Annotated in this window: 17 protein-coding genes, 3 tRNA genes and 1 pseudogene; 19 read left to right on the forward strand and 2 right to left on the reverse strand. The window is 38.4% G+C overall.

What is annotated here, in order from left to right; genetic code table 11:
* Nucleotides 1-258 (forward strand): annotated as a pseudogene (locus HWX04_RS03320) (late control protein); the annotation flags it as partial.
* Nucleotides 259-384: 126 nt separating this feature from the next.
* Nucleotides 385-1206 carry a DNA adenine methylase gene (locus HWX04_RS03325; protein WP_175868802.1) on the forward strand — a complete coding sequence of 274 codons (822 nt, stop codon included), beginning with the start codon at nucleotides 385-387 and terminating at the stop codon, nucleotides 1204-1206.
* Nucleotides 1207-1394: 188 nt separating this feature from the next.
* On the opposite strand, the gene HWX04_RS03330 is transcribed toward HWX04_RS03325, so the two are convergent.
* Together HWX04_RS03330 and HWX04_RS03335 are read right to left on the reverse strand one after the other, a co-directional pair.
* A tRNA-Ser gene (locus tag HWX04_RS03330) sits at nucleotides 1395-1484 on the reverse strand.
* Between the two features lie 1112 nt (nucleotides 1485-2596).
* Nucleotides 2597-2672 (reverse strand) — tRNA-Val (locus tag HWX04_RS03335).
* A gap of 173 nt (nucleotides 2673-2845) precedes the next feature.
* Here HWX04_RS03335 and HWX04_RS03340 point away from each other — a divergent pair.
* The 17 genes from HWX04_RS03340 to HWX04_RS03420 all read left to right on the forward strand — a co-directional run bounded on the left by HWX04_RS03340 (nucleotide 2846) and on the right by HWX04_RS03420 (nucleotide 20406).
* Nucleotides 2846-2922: transfer RNA gene (locus HWX04_RS03340), tRNA-Asp, on the forward strand.
* Nucleotides 2923-3213: 291 nt separating this feature from the next.
* Nucleotides 3214-3579 carry an NADH-quinone oxidoreductase subunit A gene (locus tag HWX04_RS03345; protein WP_175868803.1) on the forward strand — a complete coding sequence of 122 codons (366 nt, stop codon included), beginning with the start codon at nucleotides 3214-3216 and terminating at the stop codon, nucleotides 3577-3579.
* The gene (locus tag HWX04_RS03350) at nucleotides 3570-4151 is read left to right on the forward strand and encodes a NuoB/complex I 20 kDa subunit family protein (protein WP_039758600.1); all 582 of its coding nucleotides are present in this window, start codon (nucleotides 3570-3572) and stop codon (nucleotides 4149-4151) included. Before HWX04_RS03345 ends, HWX04_RS03350 begins: the two co-directional genes overlap by 10 nt.
* A gap of 17 nt (nucleotides 4152-4168) precedes the next feature.
* Nucleotides 4169-4777: an NADH-quinone oxidoreductase subunit C gene (locus HWX04_RS03355; protein ID WP_175868834.1), complete on the forward strand. Its 609-nt coding sequence runs from the start codon at nucleotides 4169-4171 to the stop codon at nucleotides 4775-4777.
* A gap of 119 nt (nucleotides 4778-4896) precedes the next feature.
* Nucleotides 4897-6087, forward strand: coding sequence for an NADH-quinone oxidoreductase subunit D (locus HWX04_RS03360; RefSeq protein ID WP_175868804.1), 1191 nt, complete (start codon nucleotides 4897-4899; stop codon nucleotides 6085-6087).
* Complete coding sequence (nuoE, locus tag HWX04_RS03365) at nucleotides 6087-6701, forward strand: NADH-quinone oxidoreductase subunit NuoE (RefSeq protein WP_175868805.1); 615 nt, start codon at nucleotides 6087-6089, stop codon at nucleotides 6699-6701. Before HWX04_RS03360 ends, nuoE begins: the two co-directional genes overlap by 1 nt.
* 206 nt (nucleotides 6702-6907) lie before the next feature.
* A complete protein-coding gene (gene nuoF, locus HWX04_RS03370; RefSeq protein ID WP_175868806.1) occupies nucleotides 6908-8215 on the forward strand; it encodes an NADH-quinone oxidoreductase subunit NuoF in 1308 nt (435 codons plus the stop codon).
* A gap of 63 nt (nucleotides 8216-8278) precedes the next feature.
* Entirely contained in the window at nucleotides 8279-10348 is a 2070-nt protein-coding gene (nuoG, locus tag HWX04_RS03375) for an NADH-quinone oxidoreductase subunit NuoG (protein ID WP_175868807.1), read from the forward strand.
* Nucleotides 10349-10370: 22 nt separating this feature from the next.
* Entirely contained in the window at nucleotides 10371-11417 is a 1047-nt protein-coding gene (gene nuoH, locus HWX04_RS03380; RefSeq protein ID WP_175868835.1) for an NADH-quinone oxidoreductase subunit NuoH, read from the forward strand.
* A 14-nt stretch (nucleotides 11418-11431) separates the two neighbouring features.
* A complete protein-coding gene (nuoI, locus tag HWX04_RS03385) occupies nucleotides 11432-11923 on the forward strand; it encodes an NADH-quinone oxidoreductase subunit NuoI (protein WP_175868808.1) in 492 nt (163 codons plus the stop codon).
* A 94-nt stretch (nucleotides 11924-12017) separates the two neighbouring features.
* On the forward strand, nucleotides 12018-12638 hold the full coding sequence (locus HWX04_RS03390; RefSeq protein ID WP_175868809.1) for an NADH-quinone oxidoreductase subunit J: 621 nt from the start codon (nucleotides 12018-12020) through the stop codon (nucleotides 12636-12638).
* A gap of 14 nt (nucleotides 12639-12652) precedes the next feature.
* Nucleotides 12653-12961, forward strand: coding sequence for an NADH-quinone oxidoreductase subunit NuoK (gene nuoK, locus HWX04_RS03395; RefSeq protein WP_175868836.1), 309 nt, complete (start codon nucleotides 12653-12655; stop codon nucleotides 12959-12961).
* A gap of 6 nt (nucleotides 12962-12967) precedes the next feature.
* Nucleotides 12968-14932, forward strand: coding sequence for an NADH-quinone oxidoreductase subunit L (nuoL, locus tag HWX04_RS03400; protein WP_175868810.1), 1965 nt, complete (start codon nucleotides 12968-12970; stop codon nucleotides 14930-14932).
* Nucleotides 14932-16401 (forward strand): NADH-quinone oxidoreductase subunit M, encoded by a 1470-nt coding sequence (locus tag HWX04_RS03405; protein WP_175868837.1) that lies wholly within the window; start codon nucleotides 14932-14934, stop codon nucleotides 16399-16401. The genes nuoL and HWX04_RS03405 overlap by 1 nt, the downstream gene beginning before the upstream one ends.
* 17 nt (nucleotides 16402-16418) lie before the next feature.
* On the forward strand, nucleotides 16419-17873 hold the full coding sequence (nuoN, locus tag HWX04_RS03410) for an NADH-quinone oxidoreductase subunit NuoN (protein WP_175868811.1): 1455 nt from the start codon (nucleotides 16419-16421) through the stop codon (nucleotides 17871-17873).
* On the forward strand, nucleotides 17873-18682 hold the full coding sequence (locus HWX04_RS03415; RefSeq protein WP_175868812.1) for a biotin--[acetyl-CoA-carboxylase] ligase: 810 nt from the start codon (nucleotides 17873-17875) through the stop codon (nucleotides 18680-18682). Before nuoN ends, HWX04_RS03415 begins: the two co-directional genes overlap by 1 nt.
* A 47-nt stretch (nucleotides 18683-18729) precedes the next feature.
* Complete coding sequence (locus HWX04_RS03420) at nucleotides 18730-20406, forward strand: ribonuclease J (RefSeq protein WP_175868813.1); 1677 nt, start codon at nucleotides 18730-18732, stop codon at nucleotides 20404-20406.
* Nucleotides 20407-20459 lie beyond the last annotated feature (53 nt).

A 20459-nucleotide genomic window follows, 5' to 3' on the forward strand; every position in this document is an offset into this window, starting at 1 on the left:
CCCTTGTGAGGCAGAAGCTTTAGCAGCGGCTGCTTCCGAATCGGATAGGCTTTGTCGAGCCATGGGCAGTGGCTCTTTAAGCCTTGAGGGGCGCCCTGAAATCATGGCCGGTCAACCGCTTTTGCTTCAAGGTTTTCGAGGCGAAATCAATGGCCCAGGGAAAGCTGCAACCGTAACCCATCGCTATGAAAAGCAAAGCGGATACACCACAGAAATTACCTTTGAGGGGCACCAGATCAAGGAAAGGAACAAAAATAGAGGCTGGGCTGGTCACCCAGCCAACGGGAGATAGTTTTGCGAATACCTCGTCCGATGCAACTTAACTTAACATCGCAGCCACTTCTTATCACTTAAAGCAATGAGATGAAAGAGTGTTAAAAAATAATGGATATACTTCACAAAGAAAAATTAAAATCTGTCGAACCCATCTCGCCAGCTGCTGCTTATATTGGGGGCAAAATCAAGTTAGCCAAAACAATTATCAAAATCATTGAGGGCATTCCTCATCGTACTTATGCTGAACTTTTTGTTGCTATGGGAGGAATATTTTTTAGGAGAAAATTGATTCCCTTATATGAAGTTATCAATGATCGCTCAGGGGATGTGGTGAATTTTTTTCGGGTGTTGCAACGCCATTATCACCCTTTTATGGATCTGTTGCAGTTCCAGATAAGCAGCCGTGAGCTGTTTCAACGTTTCACTTCACAAGATCCAAGCACCCTCACGGATTTAGAGCGGGCTTTGCGGTTTTTATATCTCCAGCGATTGAGTTTCGCTGGTCAGGTGGCTAAGCGTACATTTGGAGTTGATCTTAACCGTGGAGTACGGTTTAATTCTTTAAAACTGGAAGGATTATTAAAGCTTATTTACTGCCGTTTAGCGGATATTACCATTGAACATTTAGATTGGTCTGATTTTATTGTGCGTTATGACCGGTCAAATACTTTGTTTTATCTTGATCCACCTTATTTTGGTGTTGAGGATTATTATGGCAAGGACTTGTTTCAGCGGGAGGATTACCAGACAATGTCTATGCTGCTTGCACAATTAAAGGGAAAGTTTCTTCTCTCTCTCAATGACGTGCCAGAAGTTCGCAAAACCTTCAATCAGTTTACCTTAAAAGAGGTGAGAACAACTTATTCCTGTAATTTGTCAAATAACGCGATTCCAGCAAAGGAACTGATCATTAGCAATTGCGATATTTAGGAGAAGAGAAAAAGATTCATTAAAGAGGCTTTAAATGATCTTTGAAAGGTCTTTGAAGACCCTTTGAGAACCCCTTAAAAATCATTGAATGAAAATAAATTGGTACAAAACCTAGTGTCAAAATATACAAAACCTAGTGGCAAGCTACATCTACAAAATCAATAAGTTATAGCACGATAAAAGTGTTGTGGCGGAGGGGGTGGGATTCGAACCCACGGTACAGTCTCCTGCACGCCGGTTTTCAAGACCGGTGCCTTAAACCGCTCGGCCACCCCTCCAAAGTAGATACGCCTTTTGACAAAATTTTTACAAAAGGTCAATCATTTTAGTATGCATTCTAAAGCGTTTTTTGTAAAATTATTTAAGTTTTAAGGAAAATAATTCCTCATAAGTCAATTCTTTGAGTGTGTTACCTAATAGTTTTATTTTAAAACATAATAATTCGTTCTGAAAAAATGAAAGGCAAAAATGGTATTTATCATTTCATTTTCCTGTCTAAAAGTTTTTCACAAAGCAATATTTTTTTAATTTAGGATAATCATTTTGTAATGATAAGATATATTCAATTGGAGATGTTTGATAAATTACATTAAATTGTTTTCGGACGTATATTTTTGAATTATTTTACCTTTCCAGATAGTTATTCTATTTAGATTGTTAATGTTATGCGAAAAGAAAATGTTATTGCTATGACAGTTTATGGAGGTGAATTGTAAGAACAACATATTATTCAAGATAAATTTGTATTGATTTTAAATAAGTATGATTTAATAAGAAAATTCTTTAAAAGATTTCAATTTTTTTAATAAAAATATTTAGATATCTCATACAGCGAAAGAGCAGCCTGAAGAAAACAGGAGATTTACTCTCATAGAGAAAAAACTGAAAAATTCAGCGAGAATCACAGCAAAATTTTTATTGATTAACAGTGATTTTTTTAATGCTTATACCATTTGAATAAAATTTTGCGCAATCTTTGCATTGACAGTGTAAAACCTCTTCCAAGCATGACTGGAAATTAGATATATTTATAACGCTTTTTTCTGTAAAATTAGTAAGAAGTTGATTTGAATAGAAGAAAAAGCTTATTGAGCGATACACTTAGATTAATAGAGAAAAATCCTTCTATAAAAGAATTAAAGCTTTCACAACAACATCTTTTAATTCTTTGAATTATAGAGGTAAAAGAAATGGACAGCGATTCTGAAAATACTAGAAGTTTGTTAAGGCCCTACATCGTTTTTCAAGTAGAAATTAAAAATGCTAATTCATATAGAAAAAAAGCATAAACCTTAATAGATAGGCTCTAAAAGTCTATTCGCTTATTCGGGTATCCGGCACATAAAAAACGTATGTAAAACCAATAGCTCATTTGTGATATGAAATCGTATGGTGGGCGATGAGAGACTCGAACTCCCGACATCCTCGGTGTAAACGAGGCGCTCTACCAGCTGAGCTAATCGCCCAATGCAATGATCAGCAACTGAATGAGACCTCTTTAAGGAAAATTTTTTCTAAACGCAAGAATAAAGATGGTATTTAATAATTTTTTTAAAAAATGCATAATCCTTCTTGACATAAACGAACGAACCCCTTACACGACCGCTTGTACCAAGARTAAATTGGTGCAAAAAAATGCGCGGGTGTAGCTCAGTTGGTTAGAGTGCTGGCCTGTCACGCCGGAGGTCGCGGGTTCGAGCCCCGTCACTCGCGCCATTTTATGTTTTCTTATGAAATTTCTTTTTAATTTATGTTCTGTGAATTAGGTCGTGGAGTGTCTAATTTAGGGGGGGGATATATTTTTTCTTCCTTTTTACATGGTTTATAAGAATAGGGCTTGCGTCTTTTGTTGCTCTGCGTTACCTATGCCGATAAGAAAAGTATCGCTCTGTATACCTTTCAAGCAGTATGTTAGAATGAATAGAGCGATTATAATTTGTCTGTTTGATCTCGCAATATCGAGTCATTGTGTTAAATTCAGGCATTTCGTTACGATGGAAGAGGGTTATGGCTTATTTATTGAGCTCTTATTTGCCAGTCTTGATTTTTATTATTGTCTCAGCGGTTATTGCTGGGGTTTTGTTGATTATACCTTACATTGTAGCATATCGTTCTCCCGATCCAGAAAAGTTATCAGCTTATGAATGTGGGTTTAATTCATTTAGTGATGCACGCATGAAGTTTGATATTCGTTTCTATTTGGTTTCAATTTTGTTTATTATTTTTGATCTTGAAGTTGCTTTTCTTTTTCCTTGGGCCGTTTCCTTCGAATCGATAGGTATATTTGGTTTTTGGTCGATGATTGTGTTTTTAGCGATTTTGACTATTGGATTTATATATGAATGGAAAAAAGGAGCTCTTGAATGGAATTAAGGTCTAATAATTCAACGATTACAGCTCCAAAACCGAAAGGAATCATTGATCCCAATACTGGTGAATTGATAGGATCAGATGATAAGTTTTTTCGTGATATTAATGCTGAGTTATCAGATAAGGGTTTTTTAGTTACCTCAGCAGATGCTTTGATTACTTGGGCACGTACCGGTTCTTTAATGTGGATGAGTTTTGGTTTGGCTTGTTGTGCTATTGAAATGATGCAATGCTCAATGCCTCATTATGATAATGAGCGTTTTGGATATGCGCCACGAGCTTCACCCCGTCAGTCCGATGTTATGGTGGTGGCAGGTACTTTAACAAATAAGATGGCACCTGCTTTAAGAAAAGTGTACGATCAGATGCCAGAGCCACGTTATGTGATTTCTATGGGATCATGTGCAAATGGTGGGGGATATTATCATTATTCCTATTCAGTGGTGCGTGGATGTGATCGTATCGTGCCTGTCGATATATATGTTCCAGGGTGTCCTCCTACAGCAGAGGCATTATTATACGGCATATTGTTGTTACAGAAAAAAATCCGTCGTACCGGATCTATAGAGCGATAGAGAGCTTTCGTGTCATGATGGATAAATCATTGGTTGAACTTGCTGCTTATTTGGAAAACAAGTTAGAAAATAAGCTTGAAGAGACTGTTCTTGCTTTTGGTGAATTAACCATTGTGGCACGCCTTGATGCAATTACTGATGTCTTAATGTTTGTTCGTGATGATTCTCGCTGTCAATTTATTAATCTTACAGACATTAGTGGTGTGGATTACCCTTCTCGCGATAAGCGCTTTGATGTCTCTTACCAATTATTGTCTCCTCGTGAGAATTTACGCTTACGTGTTAAGGTTCGTACGGATGAAAATACTCCTCTTGCTTCAGCTTGTACAGTTTATCCTGGAGCCGAGTGGTATGAACGTGAAGCCTATGATATGTATGGGATTTTATTTTCAGGTCATCCAGATTTGAGACGGATTTTAACAGATTATGGGTTTGAAGGATATCCTTTACGTAAAGACTTTCCTGTGACAGGATTTGTTGAATGCCGTTATGATAATGAAGCAAAAAGGGTGATTTATGAACCTGTTGTTTTGCGTCAAGAAATGCGTAACTTTGATTTTCTCTCTCCTTGGGAAGGCGGACAATATATTTTACCCTGTGATGGAAAAGCAAATGGAAAAAAATAAAATTGGTTGTGATAAGGCGTTATATTAGAGTAGTGTGTTCCTTAAATAATTAAATGTTTTTAGTGTGATAGATTTTTTAATATTTGATATGAAGTTTTTTAAAAAGCAAGGGGTTGATTGTGGCTGAGGTCAATGTTCGAAACTTTAATATCAATTTTGGTCCGCAGCATCCTGCAGCGCATGGTGTTTTGCGCATGGTTTTGGAGTTAGACGGTGAAGTTGTTGAGCGTGTAGATCCACATATTGGATTATTGCATCGCGGCACAGAAAAATTAATGGAAACAAAGACTTATCTTCAAGCGGTGCCTTATCTAGACCGTTTAGATTATGTTGCTCCTATGAATCAAGAACATGCTTTTGTTCTTGCGGTTGAAAAGTTATTAGGTGTTGAGGTCCCTAAAAGAGGGCAATTAATACGTGTTTTGTTTTCTGAAATTGGGCGTATTCTTAATCATTTGCTTAATGTAACAACACAGGCGATGGATGTTGGTGCTTTGACTCCACCGCTTTGGGGATTTGAGCAACGGGAAAGATTGATGATTTTTTATGAGCGTGCCTGTGGCGCTCGTCTTCATGCAAACTATTTTCGTCCTGGTGGCGTGCACCAAGACTTACCGGAATCTTTAGTTGAGGATATTGGTAATTTTATTGATCCGTTTCTTGATTCTCTTGGAAAACTTGATGCGCTTGTGACACCAAATCGGATTTTTAAGCAGCGTAATGTGGATATCGGTGTTGTCAGTATTGACGAAGCTTGGGCACGTGGCTTTTCTGGAGTGATGATCCGTGGAGCTGGTGTGCCATGGGATTTGCGGAAAAGTCAACCTTATGAATGTTACGATGAAATGGAATTTGATATTCCTATAGGTAAAAATAGTGATTGTTATGATCGCTATCTTATTCGTATGGAAGAAATGCGCCAATCAGCAAAAATTATGCGTCAATGCGTAGAACGATTACTTGGTGCTGAAAAGAATGGACCCGTTTCGAGTTTGGATCGCAAAATTGTACCACCAAGGCGAAGTGAAATGAAAAGCTCAATGGAAGCACTGATTCATCACTTTAAACTCTATACGGAGGGTTTTCATACGCCTCCTGGAGAAGTATATGTTGCAGTAGAAGCGCCTAAGGGTGAGTTTGGTGTTTATCTTGTTTCTGATGGAACCAATAAGCCTTATCGTGTTAAATTGCGTGCTCCTGGGTTTGCACATCTCCAAGCTATGGATTTTTTAACCCGAGGTCATATGTTGGCCGATGCTACAGCTATTTTGGGTTCAATTGATATTGTGTTTGGGGAGGTTGATCGCTAATGTCCGTACGCCGTCTTGCAGATGATGTCTATCAACCCGCTGAGTTTTCTTTTACAAAGGAAAATCAGGTATGGGTGAAAAATACCATAGAGAAATATCCTGTAGGGCGTGAACAATCGGCTGTTATTCCGTTGTTAATGCGTGCACAAGAGCAAGATGGTTGGGTGACGCGTGCTGCAATTGAGCATATTGCTCAAATTCTTTCTATGGCGTATATCCGAGTCCTAGAGGTTGCTACTTTTTATACTCAGTTTCAGCTTAAGCCTGTAGGGACAAAAGCGCATATTCAAGTGTGTGGTACGACTCCTTGTATGTTACGTGGTTCTGATGAATTGATTAAAGTTTGTCAGAAAAAAATTCATCGTGAACCTTTTACGACCAATCAGGATGGGACATTATCATGGGAAGAGGTGGAGTGTCTTGGCGCTTGTGTTAATGCTCCTATGGTTATGATTTTTAAAGATACTTATGAAGATCTCACGGCTGAACGCCTTGAAGAAATTATTGAAGCATTTGAGGCGGGAAAAGGTTCAGAGATAGCTGTTGGTCCACAAAACAATCGTCAATCGTCGGAGCCAATTAGTGGTTTAACATCTCTTCTTGATGATGAATAAAAAAGCAAATCTCTCAAATCTTCAAAGAAAAAGGATCATAAGGGAATGGGATCTTAGTTAAATATTTTTTTTGAAAAGATATTTCATTATTTTATCCATATTATAACGACATTTAATTAGAAGTAGAAAGTTTTAAGAAGTTTTTTAAAAAATTGCATTTGAGGAAAAGCTAAAAATGCTACGGGTAATAGAAAAAAAGGTGGGGTATGCTCGCTGATAAAGATCGTATCTTCACCAATATTTATGGTTTAAAAGACAAATCATTAAAGGCTGCGATGTTGCGTGGGCATTGGAATGGTCTGAAAGAGATTATTGATAAAGGTCGTGATTGGATCATTGATGAGGTGAAGGCGTCAGGTTTACGCGGTCGTGGTGGTGCTGGTTTTCCTACTGGAATGAAATGGTCCTTTATGCCAAAGCAGAATGATGGTCGCCCTCATTATTTGGTTGTTAATGCTGATGAATCAGAGCCTGGGACATGTAAAGACCGTGATATTTTACGACATGACCCCCATACTTTGATTGAAGGATGTGTAATTGCTACTTTTGCAATGGGAGCGAATATCGCTTTTATTTATATTCGTGGTGAATATATTCGTGAGCGTGAAGCGCTTCAAGCGGCTGTAGATGAATGTTATGAAGCAGGCTTGCTTGGCAAAAAAACAAAATATGGTCATGCTTGTGATATTATTATTCATCATGGGGCTGGAGCTTATATTTGTGGTGAAGAGACAGCGCTTCTCGAAAGTCTTGAGGGGAAAAAAGGACAACCTCGTCTCAAACCGCCATTTCCTGCCAATATGGGAATTTATGGCTGTCCAACAACAGTCAACAATGTTGAATCTATAGCGGTTGTTCCAACGATTTTACGTCGTGGGGCTTCGTGGTTTTCGTCAATTGGGCGTGCAAATAATGTCGGAACGAAATTGTTTATGGTTTCTGGGCATGTAAATGCTCCTTGTACCTTTGAAGACGCTCTCGGTATTTCTTTCCGTGAATTAATTGATAAACATACGGGGGGGATTCGTGGCGGATGGAATAATCTTTTAGCTGTTATTCCAGGAGGCGCGTCTTGTCCAGTTGTTCGTGGTGAGGATATGGTTGATGCAATCATGGATTTTGATGGAATGCGCGATGTCGGATCTTCTTTTGGCACGGGGGGGATGATTGTTATGGATAAATCGACGGATATCATAAAGGCAATTTGGCGTATAGCGGCTTTTTTTAAGCATGAAAGTTGTGGTCAATGTACACCATGTCGTGAAGGAACCGGATGGATGATGCGCCTTTTAGGACGTATGGTTGAGGGAAGAGCGCAAAAACGTGAAATTGATCTGTTATTTGAGGTTTCTAAACAGGTTGAAGGGCACACTATCTGCGCACTTGGCGATGCTGCAGCGTGGCCTGTCCAAGGGTTGATCCGCAATTTTCGTCCGGAAATCGAGCGTAGAATTGATGAATATACGCGAAATGTCGTTCAAAGAAAGAATATTGCTTTAGAAGCAGTGGGATAGAAAATTTTTTAAAGAGCAACTGAATGCAAATTTTAAGTGGATTGTCCGCAGGTTGGGTGGGTGATGATAAATATCAAAGTTGATGGTAAAGAGATTGAAGTCCCTGATTATTACACGTTGCTTCAGGCAGCGGAGGCGGCTGGTGCTGAAATCCCCCGTTTTTGTTTTCATGAAACTTTATCAATTGCTGGAAATTGTCGTATGTGCTTGGTTGAGGTCAAGGGAGGACCTCCAAAGCCTCAGGCTTCTTGTGCTATGGGGGTTCGCGATTTACGACTGGGTCCCAATGGTGAAGCACCAGAAATTTTTACCAATACCGAGATGGTAAAAAAAGCGCGTGAAGGTGTGATGGAGTTTCTTCTCATCAATCATCCTTTGGATTGTCCTGTTTGTGATCAGGGAGGGGAATGTGACCTTCAAGATCAAGCAATGCTCTATGGGCGTGATTGTTCTCGCTATACAGAAAATAAGCGTGCTGTAGAGGATAAATATATTGGACCTCTTGTCAAAACGGTGATGACACGGTGCATTCATTGCACGCGTTGTGTTCGTTTTACAACGGAAGTAGCAGGTATTTCTGAGCTTGGGTTGATCGGTCGTGGTGAAGATGCTGAAATTACGACATATCTTGAAAAAGCTATGACATCTGAATTACAGGGAAATGTTATAGATCTTTGTCCAGTGGGGGCTTTAACCTCAAAACCTTATGCTTTTCATGCGCGTCCTTGGGAGTTGTTTAAAACAGAATCGATTGACGTTATGGATGCACTTGGCAGTGCAATCCGTATTGATAGTCGCGGCCGTGAAGTTATGCGGATTATGCCGCGTACGAATGAAGATGTAAATGAGGAATGGATCTCTGATAAAACCCGTTTTATTTGGGATGGATTACGGACTCAGCGGCTTGATAAACCATATGTACGTAAAGACGGAAAGCTTCAACCTGTCAGTTGGACAGAAGCTTTTGCAAAAATTAAAATGATGCTTTCAAAAATCTTGCCAGAAAAAATTGGCGCTATTGCTGGGGATCTTGCTTCTGTTGAAGAAATGTATGCCCTTAAAGCATTACTAATCTCGTTGGGTTCCAAGCTCTTTGATTGTCGTCAAAAAGGCGTTGCTTTGTCGCCAGAGTTTGGACGTTCAAGTTATATTTTTAATCCTACAATTGCAGGGATTGAACAGGCTGATGCCTTGCTTATTGTGGGGTCTAATCCACGCCATGAAGCTGCTGTTTTAAATGCACGTATTTTAAAACGCCAACGGATGGGAAATTTTCCTATTGCGCTCATTGGAGAGGAAGTCGATTTACGTTATCCTTATTCTTATCTTGGATCTGGGAGTGATGCATTAAAAACACTTATTCGTGGAGAGGTTGCTTTTTTAAATGTCTTAAAAGAAGCAAAGAGACCTCTTATTCTTATCGGAGAGGGGGCGATTTGCGGAAATGAGGGGTTATCTGTTTTAAAAAATCTTGCTAAATTAGCGGATAATGTTGGTGCTCTTAGTGAAGAATGGAATGGGTTTGGGATTCTTCATAATGCAGCGTCAACCGTTGGAGGGTTAGACATAGGCTTTACGTCTCAGCTTGGGGTTGCAAATATTCTTAAAACCTGTGAAGTTTTATTTTTGCTTGGTGCTGATGAAGTGGAATTGACCAATATAAAAGCTTTTAAAGTTTATATTGGTAGTCATGGTGATAATGGTGCACATGCTGCTGATGTTATTTTGCCTGCATCGGCCTACACTGAAAAATCAGGGCTTTATGTGAATACAGAAGGGCGTGTTCAAATGACAAATCGTGCTGGTTTTGCTCCAGGTGAAGCAAAAGAAGATTGGGCTATTTTGCGTGCCTTATCAGATGTTTTAGGACAAAGACTTCCCTTTGATTCTCTTTCTCAATTAAGACAATGCTTGTTTAATGATTATCCACATCTTTATGCCGTTGATGATATAATGCCTTCTGATATAAGTGATCTTAAGGCGCTTGGTTCAAAAATGGTTTCCCTAGAAAGTCAAGCATTCACTTCTATGGTTAAAGACTTTTATTTGACAAATCCGATAGCACGTGCTTCTGCCGTTATGGCTGAATGTTCATCTCTTGCAAAAAGCCATGCTATACAAACTGTAGAGTAAGGGCAAAGGAAAAGGAATAATGATGTATGATTTCTTTATGACTTGGCTGTTGCCATTACTTATTATCGTTGGAAAAACACTTCTTCTTTTGGTTGTTCTTTTGCTCTTAATTGCTTATCTTCTCTATGCAGATAGAAAGATTTGGGCCGCGGTACAATTGCGACGGGGACCGAATGTTGTCGGTCCGTGGGGATTGTTACAATCTTTTGCAGATTTAATTAAATTTGCTGTTAAGGAACCTATTATCCCAGCAGGTGCCAATAAGGGGGTTTTCCTGTTGGCTCCTTTTGTTTCAGCGACACTTGCTTTATCAACTTGGGCTGTTATTCCTGTCAGTGAAGGATGGGAAGTTGCGAAGATTAATGTGGGATTGCTTTACATCTTAGCCATTTCATCTCTTGAAGTTTATGGTGTTATTATGGGGGGCTGGGCATCAAATTCAAAATATCCTTTCTTAGGAGCTCTTCGTTCGGCAGCACAAATGGTTTCTTATGAAGTTTCTATCGGTTTTGTGCTTGTGACTGTTATTTTAATAAGTGGGTCACTGGATCTTACAACAATTGTTCTTAAACAAACCAATGGCCTTGGTACAACTCTTGGTCTTCCTTTTAACAGTTTTCTCGATTGGAATTGGCTTATTCTTTTTCCAATGTTTATTATATTTTTTATTTCTGCGCTCGCAGAGACAAACCGTCCTCCATTCGATTTGGTGGAAGCGGAGTCTGAGCTTGTTGCTGGTCATATGGTAGAATATTCTTCAACGCTTTACATGCTCTTCTTTCTTGGGGAATATGTTGCTATTGTTTTAATGTGCACATTAACAACTATTTTATTTTTAGGGGGTTGGCTTCCTCCCTTAGATGTTTGGTGGCTTAATTGGGTTCCCGGTATCATTTGGTTTGTTTTAAAGGTCTGTTTTGTATTTTTTTTGTTTGCTATCGTTAAAGCATTTGTTCCACGCTATCGCTATGATCAGCTCATGCGGCTTGGTTGGAAGGTTTTTCTCCCTCTCTCATTGGCAATGGTCGTGATAACTGCGGCTTTTTTAAAATTTACGAATTTCGTTTAAGAGGAGATTTTTCGATGTCAAGTTTTATTCAGGCGGCAAAGTCACTCCTTCTATTGGAATTTATGAGTGCTTTTTTCTTAGCTATGCGTCAATTTTTTTCACCAAAGCCTACGATTAATTATCCTTATGAAAAGGGTTTTGTTTCTCAACGTTTTCGTGGTGAACATGCACTGCGTCGCTATCCGAATGGTGAAGAACGGTGTATTGCCTGTAAATTATGTGAAGCAATTTGCCCTGCACAAGCGATAACAATTGAGGCAGGTCCGCGACGTAATGATGGTACACGCAGAACTGTTCGTTATGATATTGATATGGTCAAGTGTATTTACTGTGGTTTTTGTCAAGAAGCATGTCCGGTAGAGGCTATTGTTGAAGGTCCAAATTTTGAATTTGCAACAGAAACGCGTGAAGAACTCTATTATGATAAAGAAAAGCTTTTAATGAATGGAGATCGGTGGGAGCGAGAAATTGCTCGAAATATATTAATGGATGCGCCTTATCGTTAAGTGTATCCTTAAATGAGGTGTCGGATAATTTTCCGATAAATTGTAATCTGGTATGAAGTTTGTACCAATTGTTTGGATAATTAAGGAGAAGCCTATGCTAACAGATCTAGCGGCGGCATTTTTCTATTTGTTTGCTTTTATTATGCTAACAAGTGCAGTGATTGTTATTACAGCACGCAATCCTGTGCATTCTGTTTTATTTTTAATCCTCGCATTTTTTAATGCTGCGGCTTTATTTTTACTTGCAGGAGCGGAGTTTTTGGGGCTTATTCTGCTTGTTGTTTATGTTGGAGCTGTTGCTGTTTTATTTTTATTTGTCGTTATGATGCTGGATGTTGATTTTTCTGAGTTAAAAAGTGGCGCTCTTCGATATGCGCCTATTGGAGCTCTTATTAGCGTTATTATCGCTGTAGAATTGATTGTTGTTTTTGTGAGTAGCCATTTTTCTCCAGTCTTGAGAACGCATGTTACGCAACCAATGCCAGATTTAGCGCAGCGAACAAATACACAAGCATTAGGAGATGTTCTCTATACGGATTATGTTTTCTATTTTCAAATTGCTGGAATAATTTTATTGGTTGCAATGATTGGTGCTATTGTTTTAACACTTTGTCATAAATCGGGAGTCAAGCGACAGTCTATTGCGGAGCAAGTTTCTAGAACGGTAGAAAGTGCTATTGAAATCAAGCAAGTTGAATCAGGTAAAGGTATTTAAGGGGGATTATGGATATGTATATCGATATTGCGCATTATCTCACTGTTTCTGCTTTGATGTTTACAATTGGTATTGCTGGAATTTTTCTCAACAGAAAAAATGTGATTATTATTTTGATGTCTATTGAACTTATATTACTCTCAGTTAATATCAATTTTGTTGCATGTTCAGCATTTCTTCATGATCTCGTTGGTCAGATATTCGCTTTATTTGTTTTAACCGTCGCAGCTGCTGAAGCTGCCATTGGTTTAGCAATTCTTGTCGTTTTTTTCCGTAATCGTGGTTCCATAGCGGTTGAAGATGTGAATGTAATGAAAGGCTAACCAGTGATGTATTATACGATTGTCTTTCTTCCGCTTTTGGGTTTTTTAATTGCTGCACTAGGTGGAAAAAACATAGGAGATCGTGCGAGCGAATTGATAACATCTAGCTTTATGGTGATTGTTGCCATATTGTCGTGGATAGCATTTTTCAATCTTGCACTTGGTCATTCTCCAGTGGTTGATGTATTGGTATTACATTGGCTCACCGTTGATGGTTTAAGCTTTAACTGGGCGCTCCATATTGATACATTAACAGCTGTTATGCTGATTGTGGTAAACAGTGTTTCGGCATTAGTGCATATTTATTCAATTGGTTATATGCATCATGACCCTTCAAGGTCCCGTTTTTTTTCTTATCTTTCTTTATTTACATTTATGATGCTTATGTTGGTGACGTCCAACAATTTGATTCAAATGTTTTTTGGCTGGGAAGGTGTGGGGCTTGCTTCTTATTTGCTTATTGGTTTTTGGTTTCAGCGCGATTCTGCTAATAAAGCTGCAATGAAAGCTTTTGTGGTCAATCGCGTTGGAGATTTTGGTTTTCTCTTAGGAATTTTTAGTATTTTTGTTTTATTCCAATCGGTTGATTTTGCCTCTATTTTTGCAAAAGCTGCAGACAATAGCTTTATACAAAATATGACATTTTTAGGTTGGCAGCTTGATGGTCAGGCAGTGCTTACCATTACATGTCTTTTATTATTTATTGGTGCGATGGGAAAATCAGCACAATTTCTTTTACATACTTGGCTTCCTGATGCAATGGAGGGACCAACCCCTGTATCAGCACTTATTCATGCTGCCACAATGGTAACGGCCGGTGTTTTTATGGTTGCGCGGATGTCGCCAATTTTTGAACTATCTTCAATTGCTTTGACTGTGATTATTATTGTTGGAGCCACGACGGCGTTTTTTGCAGCAACTGTAGGATTGGTGCAGAATGATATTAAGCGTGTTATTGCTTATTCTACATGTTCTCAACTTGGATATATGTTTGTGGCATTAGGTGTTGGAGCTTATGGCGCTGCTGTCTTTCATCTTTTTACGCATGCTTTTTTTAAAGCTTTATTATTTCTTGGCGCAGGCTCTGTCATTCATGCTCTATCTGATGAACAAGATATGCGAAAAATGGGTGGTTTACGCAAGTATATAAAGGTTACTTATTGGATGATGATGATCGGAACCATTGCATTAACTGGTGTTGGAATCCCAGGAACACTTTTGGGGACGGCTGGTTTTTTCTCCAAGGATGCCATTATAGAGTCTGCTTTTGCATCTCATAATATTGCTTCAGGATATGCTTTTTATCTTCTTGTTTTTGCGGCTTTATTGACAAGCTTTTATTCATGGCGGCTTATTTTTATGACATTCCATGGAAAACCACGGGCAACTGTTGATGTTATGCATCATGTTCATGAATCACCTCCAGTGATGTTAATGCCTCTCTTTATTTTATCACTTGGGGCAATATTTGCTGGTGTCTTTTTTCAGCCTTACTTTTTTGGTGACTTTTATGATGCTTTTTGGAAGGGAGCATTGTTTACAAGCAGCCACAATCATATTCTTCATGATGCCCACCATGTTTTTAATTGGGTAAAATGGTCGCCTTTTATAGCAATGGTTCTTGGCTTTATGTTTGCCTATTTATTCTATATTTCTTTTCCATTCTTACCTAAGAAAATGGCTAATGCCGTGCCAAGAGTATATCAATTTCTTTACCAAAAATGGTATTTTGATCAATTATATAACTTTTTCTTTGTTCTTCCTACCTTTAAGATTGGTTCTTTTCTTTGGAAAGTGGGAGATGGTAAAATTATTGATGGCCTAGGTCCTAATGGTATCGCAGCGCGTGTTGTTGATATTACAAATAGAGTTGTTCGGATGCAAACAGGCTATCTTTACCACTATGCATTTGCGATGCTTATAGGTGTTGCATTGCTGATTACATGGATGATGATCGGGGGCGTAAACTAATGACCGATTGGCCTATTCTTTCTACGGTTACATTTTTGCCACTTGTGGGTGTGCTTCTGATTTTGTTTATCAAGGATGATAGTGAAGCTGCGCGCCATAATATACGCAATGTTGCATTTTTTACGACGATATTTGTTTTTATTATTTCTTTAATTATTTGGATAGGATTTGATTCTAGCAACCCAAATTTTCAAATGGTTGAAAAATTCAGTTGGCTAGGGAATGGCATTAGCTATCATATGGGGGTTGATGGTATTTCTATTCTTTTTGTTGTTCTCTCAGCTTTTCTTTTGCCTTTTTGTATTTTAGCAAGTTGGGAGAATGTTAAAGAGAGATTAAAAGCTTATATGATTGCTTTTCTTCTTCTTGAAGTTGCGATTATTGGAGTCTTTTGTGCTCTTGACGCAATATTATTTTATGTTTTTTTTGAAGGCAGCCTCATTCCAATGTTTATCATTATAGGGGTGTGGGGTGGGGCACGTCGTGTTTATGCAAGTATCAAGTTTTTCTTATATACTTTACTTGGTTCAGTGCTTATGCTGGTTGCTCTTATGGCGATGTATTGGCAGGCAGGAACACTTGATATACCAACTTTACTCAATTATCAGTTTCCTGCTCATATGCAAATATGGTTATGGCTTGCATTTTTTGCTTCCTTTGCTGTTAAAATGCCGATGTGGCCAGTTCATACTTGGCTTCCTGATGCGCACGTGGAAGCCCCGACAGCAGGTTCTGTTATTTTAGCTGGTGTCTTACTTAAATTAGGTGGGTATGGTTTTCTTCGTTTTTCTTTACCTATGTTTCCTATCGCTTCAGCAGATTTTGCACCTTTTGTTTTCACATTATCGCTTATCGCTATTATTTATACCTCGTTGGTTGCACTTGTTCAAAGTGACATCAAAAAGCTTATTGCTTATTCCTCAATAGCGCATATGGGATATGTAACGATGGGTATTTTTGCGGCGAATGAACAGGGGATACAAGGGGCTATTTATCAAATGCTCTCGCACGGAATTGTTTCAGCAGCTTTATTTCTCTGTATTGGGGTGATCTATGATCGTCTGCATACACGTGAAATTTCAGCATTTGGTGGTTTAGTGAATAATATGCCCAAATATGCTGTTGTTTTCTTAATCTTCACGATGGCAAATGTGGGATTACCTGGAACTTCAGGATTTTTAGGTGAATTTTTAACCTTAATAGGTATTTTTCAAGTGAATAAATTGGTTGTTATTTTAGCGACAACGGGCGTTATCTTATCAGCAGCCTATGCCCTTTATCTTTATCGGCGTGTGGTTTTTGGTTCCTTGGATAAAGAGAATTTAAAAGTACTGATAGATCTTTCTTCAAGGGAAAAATTTATTCTTTATCCAATGGTTATTCTTACAATACTCTTTGGTATCTATCCAACGCCACTTCTTAAAGCAACGGCGTTTTCCGTAGAAGCCCTCATCAATAAATTACACTAGATAAGGGAAGAATTCTCATGCAAAGTGAAATAATAACACAACTCGTATTAATTCTTCCAGAGATTTTAATTGCATTAGGGGGAGTAGTATTGCTTTTGGTTGGAGTTTATTCCAATGCACGTGCTTCTTTCACAGTGACAGGTTTAGCCATGGCTCTTCTTGTGGCAACCATTATTATTCTCGTAGTTTTTCCGAAAAGTGGCTCATTTCAAACCAATGCACTTATTATTGATTCCTTTAGCCGTTATATGAAAATTTTAATGCTTATTGGCACACTCTTTTCGCTTATCATGTCCGTTGGTTTTGCCAATGCGCAAAAGTTCAATATATTTGAATTTCCAGTGCTTGTTCTTTTTGCAACCCTTGGCATGATGTTTATGATCTCAGCGGGGAATATGTTGTCGCTTTATATGGGGTTAGAACTACAATCCTTAGCTTTATATGTTTTAGCTGCGATTAATCGCAATAATGTAAAATCTTCTGAAGCTGGTATAAAATATTTTGTTTTAGGAGCATTATCTTCAGGATTGCTGCTTTACGGTATTTCTTTGCTTTATGGTTTTACTGGGCAAATTGGTTTTCATGAAATTGCTCTTGCTTTAAAAGGTGAAAATTTACAATTGGGGGTTATTTTTGGAATTGTATTTATTTTAGCTGGTTTGGCTTTCAAAATTTCTGCTGTTCCATTTCATATGTGGACACCTGATGTTTACGAAGGGGCCCCAACACCGATTACAGCGTTTTTTGCTGGGGCGCCTAAAGTTGCTGCAATGGCTTTAATCATCCGTATGATTGTGATGACTTTCATTCCCCTAGGGCGGGTTGATAGTGTGATGCCTGCATGGCAACAAATTTTGGTCTTTATGGCACTTGCGTCAATGATATTTGGTGCGTTTGCTGCAATTGGTCAAAATAATATTAAGCGCCTAATGGCTTATTCGTCGATCAGTCATATGGGCTATACACTTGTTGGTTTATCGGCAGGAGATATGCTTGGGGTAAAAAGTGTTATTCTTTATATGACCATTTATCTTGGTGTCACTCTTGGCTCATTTGCTTTTATTCTTGGAATGCGATCTCAGAGTGGCAATGTTGAAAATATTTATGATCTTTCAGGGTTAGCAAAGACAAATCCGTTTATGGCGATTGTCATGACAATACAGCTTTTCTCGCTAGCCAGTATACCTCCTATGGCTGGTTTTTTTGGGAAGTGGTATACATTTTCTGCTGCAGTTCATGCTGGACTGATACCCCTTGCTATTGTTGGTATGATAGCCTCCGTCATTGGCGCTTTTTATTATTTACGGGTTATTAAAATTATGTGGTTTGATGAGGCAAAAGCGCATTTCGTTATTTTATCAAAAGAGCTTCAGTTTTGTCTTGGTTTTTCTGCATTATTTATTTTATTTTATACCTTTTTGGGAATTTGGTTTGCTGAATTGGCAGAAAAAGCAGCCGCTGCATTATTTTAATGAATATGGTTTATATTTTATCAGATTTTGCACAAAAACAAGGATACACCGTTGAATCGTACGAAAGTGTTGATTCAACCAATCTCATTGCGCAACGAAAAGCGCAAACGGGTCATCAAGGTTATCTTTGGATTGTTGCGCAAGAGCAATTACAAGGTAGGGCAAGAAGAGGCAGGGCATGGAATAGTCCAAAGGGGAATCTTTATTCTAGTCTTTTGTTAATTGAGGATATTGTTCATCAAACTGCTGCTCAACTTGGTTTTGTTGCTGGAGTCAGTGTGGCAGAGGCAATAAAAAAATTTATAAAAGATGAAAAGCAAACAAATAATATTGTGAGCTTAAAATGGCCAAACGATATTTTGCTTAGAGGTGCTAAAAGCTCTGGAATTTTGCTCGAGATTTTTAAATTGCCATCACAACAAGATGCATTGGTTATTGGTATTGGAATAAATGTGAAATATAATTATGAAGATGCACTCTATCCCACTTCAAGTTTACAGAATATCGGTTCGCATATTGAAGCAGAACAGTTATTTACGGTTTTGACGGAATCTTTTTCTAAGAATTACCTTCTTTGGAAACAACCAAAGGGATATGAAATAATCCGAAATAAATGGCTTTTATATTCTGCTCACCTTGGAAAACATGTCAAAGTAATGAATGATGAAAAAATCATTGAGGGTATTTTTGATGGTCTTGATCGTGATTTTAACTGTATCATAAAACAAAAAAATGGTCAGACAGCTATTATAACAGCTGGAGATGTTCATTTTGGTTCGGCTGCTTCTGTTAATGCAGATTGTTATTAAAAAAATTATTTTACCATCAGATTATCTTAATGATTTGGGAGATGTTTATGGTTGCAACCAATGGATGTGAATTTGTTTTTTTACCTCTGGGAGGTGTGGGTGAAATAGGAATGAATTTGGCTGCTTATGGATTTGGCTCCCAAAATCTTCGTGAATGGGTGCTTGTTGATATGGGTGTTAGTTTTGCTGGTTCTGAATTACCAGGAGTCGATCTTATTTTCCCTGATATTCGTTTTCTAGAAAGTGAAAAACACAATATACGTGGTCTTGTTTTAACACATGCACATGAAGATCATTATGGTGCTGTTCTTGATTTATGGCCAAAGTTACAGATTCCACTTTATTGTACAGCGTTCACGGCAGGGTTATTAGAAAGTAAAAGGCAATCAGATTTTGAATCTCAAAAAATGTCATTCAATATTTTTCAAGCAGGGGATTGTTTTCAAGTTGGTCCTTTTGCCATAGAGGCTGTTGCTGTTAACCATTCGATACCAGAATCTGTATCTTTAGCCATTACAACGTCTTTGGGAACTGTGATCCATACTGGTGATTGGAAAATTGATCATACCCCTTCACTTGGAGCAGTAACGGATGAAAAAAGATTCCGCGATTTAGGCAATAAAGGTGTTTTAGCATTGCTTTGTGATTCCACAAACGCGTGTCGGGATGGTATATCTCCATCAGAGCAGCAAATTCAAACCAGTTTTTCTGAAATTATTTCGAAAGCTGAAGGGCGTGTTGCGATAGCAACTTTTTCTTCTAATATTGGGCGGATACGTTCTATTGCTCTTGCCGCTGAAGCTGTTGAGCGTAAAGTGCTTGTCATTGGGCGTTCCCTTAAGCGGAGTATTATGGTTGCACAAGAGCTGGGGTATATGAATGGGTTAGCGCCATTTGTAACGGAAGATGATTATGCCTACATCCCACGAAAAGAACTTGTTTTAATTGTCACAGGGAGTCAAGGTGAGCCATGCGCTGCTTTGGCTAAATTGTCACATGAGGGAATAAGGAATATTGCGCTTTCCACGGGTGATACTGTTATTTATTCATCACGAAGTATTCCAGGAAACGAAAAAGCGATTATAGAGGTACAAAATCGTTTCATCGATTTGGGGATTAAAGTTATTACGAATGAAGATGCACTTGTTCATGTTTCAGGTCATCCCCGTCGTTCAGAACTTTTACAGATGTATGATTGGATAAAACCACAGATACTTGTGCCTGTGCATGGTGAGGCAATACATCTTACGGCTCAAGCCGCTTTAGCACGTCAAGCAGGTATTAAAATTGTTAGGGATATTAGAAATGGTAATATGCTGCGTCTTGCACCAGCCCCTGTAGAAGTTATTGATCAAGTGCCTGTTGGTCGTATTTATAAGGATGGCTGTCTTCTTGGAGATGAGTATGAGCTAGGAATTCGTGAGCGTAGAAAATTAAGTTACGCTGGTCATGTAGCTGTTTCTCTCCATATGAATAGCAAGCATGAGTTATTAGATGATATAGGTCTAAGTATATTTGGACTCCCTGAGAATAATGAAGAGGGAAAAAAATTGAAAGATATTCTTTTAGAGGTTGTGGAAAATACCGTTTATAACATCCCACGCATGAAACGGAAAAATAATGAAGTTATTCGAGAGGCAACACGACGCGCAGTGAGGGCAGCTGTTTATGAAGTTTGGCAAAAAAAAACTCTCTGTACAGTTTTTTTACATCGGTCAAAATAAAGCATTTCCATATTACGTTATTTAAAAAGAAAAGAGCATTTTTATTTTATTGA

The organism is Bartonella gabonensis, from assembly GCF_903679515.1.
Taxonomy (GTDB): domain Bacteria; phylum Pseudomonadota; class Alphaproteobacteria; order Rhizobiales; family Rhizobiaceae; genus Bartonella; species Bartonella gabonensis.

Coding starts and splice junctions, on each gene's coding strand:
- HWX04_RS03325 (WP_175868802.1), top strand. CDS start 385: ATGGATATACTTCACAAAGAAAAATTAAAATCTGTCGAACCCATCTCG.
- HWX04_RS03345 (WP_175868803.1), top strand. CDS start 3,214: ATGGCTTATTTATTGAGCTCTTATTTGCCAGTCTTGATTTTTATTATT.
- HWX04_RS03350 (WP_039758600.1), top strand. CDS start 3,570: ATGGAATTAAGGTCTAATAATTCAACGATTACAGCTCCAAAACCGAAA.
- HWX04_RS03355 (WP_175868834.1), top strand. CDS start 4,169: ATGGATAAATCATTGGTTGAACTTGCTGCTTATTTGGAAAACAAGTTA.
- nuoE (WP_175868805.1), top strand. CDS start 6,087: ATGTCCGTACGCCGTCTTGCAGATGATGTCTATCAACCCGCTGAGTTT.
- nuoF (WP_175868806.1), top strand. CDS start 6,908: ATGCTCGCTGATAAAGATCGTATCTTCACCAATATTTATGGTTTAAAA.
- nuoG (WP_175868807.1), top strand. CDS start 8,279: ATGATAAATATCAAAGTTGATGGTAAAGAGATTGAAGTCCCTGATTAT.
- nuoH (WP_175868835.1), top strand. CDS start 10,371: ATGTATGATTTCTTTATGACTTGGCTGTTGCCATTACTTATTATCGTT.
- nuoI (WP_175868808.1), top strand. CDS start 11,432: ATGTCAAGTTTTATTCAGGCGGCAAAGTCACTCCTTCTATTGGAATTT.
- HWX04_RS03390 (WP_175868809.1), top strand. CDS start 12,018: ATGCTAACAGATCTAGCGGCGGCATTTTTCTATTTGTTTGCTTTTATT.
- nuoK (WP_175868836.1), top strand. CDS start 12,653: ATGTATATCGATATTGCGCATTATCTCACTGTTTCTGCTTTGATGTTT.
- nuoL (WP_175868810.1), top strand. CDS start 12,968: ATGTATTATACGATTGTCTTTCTTCCGCTTTTGGGTTTTTTAATTGCT.
- HWX04_RS03405 (WP_175868837.1), top strand. CDS start 14,932: ATGACCGATTGGCCTATTCTTTCTACGGTTACATTTTTGCCACTTGTG.
- nuoN (WP_175868811.1), top strand. CDS start 16,419: ATGCAAAGTGAAATAATAACACAACTCGTATTAATTCTTCCAGAGATT.
- HWX04_RS03415 (WP_175868812.1), top strand. CDS start 17,873: ATGAATATGGTTTATATTTTATCAGATTTTGCACAAAAACAAGGATAC.
- HWX04_RS03420 (WP_175868813.1), top strand. CDS start 18,730: ATGGTTGCAACCAATGGATGTGAATTTGTTTTTTTACCTCTGGGAGGT.